The following is a 6000-nucleotide window of genomic DNA, read 5'->3' as shown; positions in this document are numbered from 1 at the left end:
GTTCGATCGATGACCTCACCCCGATCGAACTGGAGCAGCTCGAATATGCTCTGACCGAGCCCCTCGAACAAGCGGGCTGACACCAGCAATACGCTCTCCGAACACGCCGGGGGGATTCAATCTGCAGCAGTGGCTTGATCGTCTCCCACACTGTTCGCCAGCTGGTGCCCAACTGCCGGCGGATACCGTTCACCGAGGCGTGCTCGCGGCGCATCTGCTCGATCGCCCACCACGCCGCCCGAGTGGTCAGCTTCGCGCGCGGCAACGCCACGGTGTGGTCCTGCTCGAGGAACGTGACGACCTCGCAGGCACCTTCCGCGCAGCGCCATCGGCGCTTTCGCCAGAGCAGTCGGACCGGACGGCCCATCGCGGGTGCGTCCACCAGAGGCACCGGCGCGCGCCCGTGACCGGTCGCGAGGACACCGCAGCCTGGGCAGCCGACTGGACCAGGTGGGGACTCGACCGTCACGGTCAGCGATCCCAGGCCGCGGCGCTCAACCGCAATCACCCGCAACCCCTCCAGGCCCAGGAGAAGATCGCAGCGGTCGCAATAGTTGCCGTCGGCTCGGCAGCGCGTCGTAGGCTCGGTCATCGTCGGGGTCCTCGCGATCAGAAGAGGTAAGAGTCCTCTGATCCTCGGGGACCTCGACCCATCTCCCCAGCAGCCCCGGCTACCGGCGCGTCACCCGCCACCCACACTCAACGGCGAAGAGCCCCTTAACCTCTCGATTACCGGCGTTTCTCAGGCCGCACAGCCTGCTCGCGTGCTCTCTGCGGCACGAGTTCAATGCGAACGGCTGACGGGCGGTATGGCGTGCCTGCTCAGTGCAGCCGCAGAGCAGTGTCGGCCCGGAGTGGTGTGTTTCAGGAACAGGCCCGGTAACTTCGTTGGCCCGGTCGCGAGATATCGCAAGAAGCAGGATTTCCCGAAAGCTGCGAACTGTACTGACCACGAGCGCGTTCACTATGCGTCCAAGGTTCGACGTGGGATGCAAGCAAACGTCGACACTACCCGTGACGCGTAACATCGACGGTTCACCCGACTCGCGGCCCGCGCTGATGGGCGCTCCGCAACCTCGCGCACCCAACGCGCTAATCCGTGTTGAACGATTCCGCCACGCCGGGAATGAGCTCCCGGTACTGCTCGAGAAGTTGACGGCCCACTGAGACAGAATCGACGAGCGGGTGCCCGGCGAACGCGCGCCACGCCAGTTCAGGGGATCGTCGCGTCGATGCTTCGATGACGAGTTGCTCGCACGCCTTTACTTGCACCATGAGCCCCAGCATGTCTCCGCGAACCGGACCTACTCGATGCGGATGGATCCCCTTGCTGTCCACGGTGCACGGTACCTCGATGACCGCGTTCGAGGGCAGAGCTGGCACGAGGAGCTCTCCGCCCGCACTGTCGTTCGAGACGTTCAGAATCATCGTCGCGGACTGTCCGACGACCAACGCCGTCATCAAGTCGAGAGCAACTTTCTGGTAGCCGCCGTTCTCCACATCTCGGTGATCACGCTGGTCGGCCGCATCGTGCGGGCGAGACTCTGGCATATAGCTTGACTCACGCTCGTGAAGCGTTCGCTCCCACTCCTGCCGCGCACCGCCGCGACCCGGAGAACTCATGCGGCTGTAGAACGCATTCTGCTGGCGCGCGAGATACTGCCCGCGGGTTGACGGTGACGACGAGATTCGCTCCAAAGACTCACGTCCGAAGTAGTAGTAGAAGAGATACTCGTTCGGCAGGGCCCCCAAAGCTCGGACCCAGTCGGCGCCGAAGATCCTCGCCTCTTCAATGGTCGTCAGCGTCGCATCGTCGGAGAGTAGCTCGGGAAGGAGATCGCGCTCACCGACGCTGAGGCGACGCAGCCACCCCAGATGGTTGAGACCCACGTAGTCAAAGTCGACGTCGTGGGGCGCGTGGCCCACGGCGCGCGCCGTCCGTCGCATGAGGCCGATAGGCGTGTCGCAAATACCGGTTACTCGACTGCCAAGAATCTCGCGCATGGCTTCCGTGATGATCCCGGCGGGGTTCGTGAAGTTGATCACCCACGCCTCGGGCGCATGTCGGCGGATTCTCAGCGCGAGTTCTCGAGCGTGGGGAAGAGTCCGCAGCGCATAGGAGAGTCCGCCGGGCCCGATGGTCTCCTGGCCGAGAACTCCGAGTTCCAAAGCGATCCGTTCGTCGAGAATTCTGCTTTCAAGTCCCCCGATCCGCATAGCAGAGAACACGAAGCTCGCGCCTTTCAGAGCTTCGTCGATATCCGTCGTGGCCGAGACCACAACGGTGCGCGAGGCATCTGCAGCCAGTTCCGTGATGACCGCGGTGATTGCACTCAAGCGCTCCGAGGAGACATCGTAGAGAGAGATCTCGTCGATGAGTAGCGGGGAATCGCCACTGGATACCGCCTGGTAAATCTGGGGGACACGGAATCCACCGCCTCCGATGATGGACAGCTTCATGCTTCGATCACCGACACCTTCTGGCTGCGCAGACTGTCCAGCGCCGGGCACCCCTTTGAGGTCGTGACTACGACGTCGATGCGGTCGGGACCGCAGATGGACAGCAGTCCGGTTCCCGGGAACTTGTCGCTGGCGACGGCGAACACGCTCCGCTCAGAAGCGCGGAGGATCGCGTGCTTCACCGGGACTTCGATGCCCGTCGAGTCGAGAACGCTACCGTCATCTCGAACGCCGCTCGCACCGAGGAAGCAGATGTCTGCGGTTATCTGGCTCAGCGCCTGCTCCGTGAGTGCGCCGACGAGGGAGAGATACGATTTTCGCAGGACGCCGCCGAGAACGATGAGCTCGACGTCGGTATCGTCGCGAAGAAGGTCGACGACTGCGATGGATGCGGTGATCACGGTGATCCGACGCCCGCGAAGGTGTCGGGCGATCTGTGCAACGGTCGTGCCGATGTCCAGTATGACGACATCCCCGTCGGAGACCAGCTCAGCCGCACGCCTGCCTATTCGCTCCTTCTCGTCCGCGAACGCCGGGGCGACCTGGTTGAAGGGTCGCGGATCCGGCTCGATCGACCCTCCGCCGCGGACTCGCTGGAGTCGCCCCTGCTTGCTGAGCGCGTTCAGATCGCGTCGGATGGTGGAGGCACTGACACCGAATTCATCGGCGAGATGCTGCACCGAGACTTCTCCGGACTGTTGAAGCTCGGTGACGATCGAAGCACGGCGGGTTGAACTCAGCATGGGCATGAGATTACCAGGTTGTGAGCATGAACGCGCAAGAAAGCGACATGTACATGCTCGTAAGTGCGTGATAGCGTGCAGTATCGATCATGAATGAGCAGTTATCGGGCGTGGTGCCTGAGCGCGATGTAGAGCATGCGAGGAGGCAAGCTATGTCGATGTGGCCGAGTCCCACAGACCCGACCATGGACGGCTGCGACGTCCTGGTCGCGGGCGATGTCTTCCTCGACCTCGTGTTCGCGGGCGTCGACGGAGTTCCCCGCCCAGGAACTGAGGTGCGTGCTCGTGACTTCGGCATAGCGCCCGGGGGCATCGCGAATCAGGCGATTGCGTCGCGACGGCTCGGGCTCTCCGTGTCGATGTGCTCCGCGATCGGCGACGACGCTGCGGGTTCGTGGTGTCGCGAGATTTTGAGCAACGAGGGCGTAGATCTGTCGTTCGTCGTCGCGGCCGCCCAGACATCAGCCACCGCCTCGCTCGCTGTCGAGGGTGATCGCGCGATGGTGACATGGGATGCGCCTCGGCCGGCTGACTCCGCGGCGCCCTTCCGCGATCTTGGAGACCCCAAGTCGATCATTCTGTACCTGGATGGTCGAGAAATTGGCGGCGACGAGATGCGCACGGCCATTACCAGGGGCGCGAAAGTCTTCGCCGACGTGGCGTGGGATGCCGGTGAGACGTGGCGTCGCGACACTCTCGAGGCACTCGCAGGCTGCCATGCCTTTCTGCCCAACGCCGTAGAGGCGATGGCCTACACGGGGACCGAGGATCCGCACCGCGCATTGAGCGTGCTCGCCGAAACGATCCCGGTTGCTGTGGTGACTCAGGGAGCAGCAGGCGCAATAGCGGTCGACAGTCTCACGGGGGAGAGCGCTGCCGTTGCCGGCGTACCCGTCCGAGCTGTCGACACCACAGGAGCGGGAGATGTCTTCGTCAGCGGCTTTGTTGCCGCCACCGAATGGGGGTTGTCCTTGCGAGACCGACTTGAGTTGGCGTCACTCGCTGCGGCGCTCTCGACCACCCGGGTCACGGGATCTCTGTCTGCACCGACCCTCGACGACATCGCAGCGTGGAGGCGCGCCGCCGACGGCCGTGCTCAGTGCGGAGACACTGACGCCCAGGACATGCGTCGACGATTCGCCTTCATCGATGATCTGCCCGAACTGGCGCGGGCGGCGCACCCGCCAACGGTGCCGGGCCCGCCACCCAGAGAGGAAACGCCATGACGTTCGTTCGCCGCGGCAGCGGCTTGCCTGGGTACGAGGGCTTGACGACTTTCGCTGGAGACATCCACAACCACTGCGGTATCAGCTACGGCCACGGCTCTATCGACGATGCCTACCGCAATGCTCGACTGCAACTCGACTTCGCCTCGGTGACCGGGCATGCCGCGTGGCACGACATGCCCGATGAGCCAGCGCACGTCGCGGAATACCATCGACGCGGTTTCGCGCGCCTGCGCGAACACTGGGGAGAAGTCCAGGACTTCACCGAAGAGGTCAACAACCCGCACTCCTTCGTTTCATTCCTCTCCTTCGAATGGCACTCACTCGCGTACGGGGATCACTGCGTGTACTACGACACGGGGCGCGGGCCGCTCGACCCGTCCAACGCCAACGATCTTCCCTCCCTCCGCCGCGCTCTGCGCGACGTCCGCTTGCGCGGCGCCGACGCGATGGTGCTCCCACACCACATCGGCTATCGCTCAGGTCGACGTGGGGTCAATTGGGACGCCTACACAGAGGAGTTCTCGCCTGTCGTGGAACTTGTCTCCATGCACGGCAGCGGCGAGCACCATGATTCTCCGCGCCCCTATCTGCACACGATGGGTCCGCGCGACATCGGCAGTACCGCCACGACAGGGCTTGCTCGCGGCGGCCGCTTCGGCTTCATCGGTTCTACCGATCACCACAGCGCGCACCCCGGAAGCTATGGGCACGGTCTGGCCATGGTGTGGGCGGAAGACCTGACGAGAGAGAGCATCTGGCAAGCCATCCGGCAGCGCAGAACCTACGCGGCCACCGGTGGGCGGATCATGCTCGCCACGAGCATCAACGGCGCCCCGATGGGTTCGACGGTCGTGGCGAACGGGGAGCGCCGCATCCTCGTGGATGTTCGCGGAGGCAATGCGTTGGATCGGGTCGAGATCATTCGCAATGGAGAGGTCATAGCCCGGAACGAGCTCGCCACGGCCGCGGCGCGCGACGCCGACTTCTCCGGCATCGTATCGGTGGCCATGGGCTGGGGCGAGGTGGGGATTCCTGTCGACTGGGATGTCGAACTCGAACTTCGCGGCGGTCGGATTGACGCTGTGGAGCCTCGACTTCACGGATACGACACCTTGGCTGACCAAGCGGGCGAGACGGACAAGTATTCGTTCTCGGCATGGGAGCAGCGTGACGAGCGCACGATTCGGCTACGCACGCGGACCCGTGGCAATCCGACGGTGAGTACGGATGCCACGCAACGACTGGCCGTGCACGTGAGCGCCGATCGGAACGCCGAACTCGTGGCGACCGTGAACGGTCGAGAGTTCACGGCAACCATCACTGACATGCTCGACGGCCCCCATGTGCACTATCTCGGTGGTTTTCTCAGCGGAGCGTTCGCCTTTGAGAAGGCGGTTCAGAACACAGACGCGAGCCTGCAGTGGGAGATCAGTGACAAGGGCGGCAGAACGAGCGAGGACTGGTACTACGTGCGCGTTAGCCAAGTCGATGATCAGCACGCCTGGAGCTCGCCGATCTGGGTATCAGACGCGAGTGCGTAGCGCCGGGCTTTCTCGATAGGCGATCCC

At 63.9% G+C, this 6000-nt stretch carries 5 protein-coding genes; 2 read left to right on the top strand and 3 right to left on the bottom strand.

From position 1 onward, the window contains the following. The 3 genes from FK219_RS12170 to FK219_RS12160 all read right to left on the bottom strand — a co-directional run. A partial coding sequence (locus FK219_RS12170) for a transposase family protein (protein WP_165638142.1) occupies positions 1-592 on the bottom strand: 592 nt, incomplete at its 3' end. Between the two features lie 500 nt (positions 593-1092). Then, on the bottom strand, positions 1093-2460 hold the full coding sequence (locus tag FK219_RS12165) for a 6-phospho-beta-glucosidase (protein WP_152584189.1): 1368 nt from the start codon (positions 2458-2460) through the stop codon (positions 1093-1095). Then, positions 2457-3203 (bottom strand): DeoR/GlpR family DNA-binding transcription regulator, encoded by a 747-nt coding sequence (locus FK219_RS12160; RefSeq protein ID WP_152584188.1) that lies wholly within the window; start codon positions 3201-3203, stop codon positions 2457-2459. Before FK219_RS12160 ends, FK219_RS12165 begins: the two co-directional genes overlap by 4 nt. A 185-nt stretch (positions 3204-3388) precedes the next feature. Between FK219_RS12160 and FK219_RS12155 the strand changes: the two genes are divergently transcribed. Together FK219_RS12155 and FK219_RS12150 are read left to right on the top strand one after the other, a co-directional pair. Further along, positions 3389-4429, top strand: a complete 1041-nt coding sequence (locus tag FK219_RS12155; RefSeq protein WP_165638141.1) for a carbohydrate kinase family protein — start codon at positions 3389-3391, stop codon at positions 4427-4429. Then, complete coding sequence (locus FK219_RS12150) at positions 4426-5973, top strand: DUF3604 domain-containing protein (protein WP_152584186.1); 1548 nt, start codon at positions 4426-4428, stop codon at positions 5971-5973. Before FK219_RS12155 ends, FK219_RS12150 begins: the two co-directional genes overlap by 4 nt. The last annotated feature ends 27 nt before the right edge of the window (positions 5974-6000 follow it).

Origin of the sequence: Microcella pacifica, assembly GCF_009371975.2 — a bacterium.
Taxonomy (GTDB): domain Bacteria; phylum Actinomycetota; class Actinomycetes; order Actinomycetales; family Microbacteriaceae; genus Microcella; species Microcella pacifica.
The sequence above is the reverse complement of the archived record's forward strand: the minus strand, read 5'-3'. Positions and strand labels throughout refer to the sequence as shown.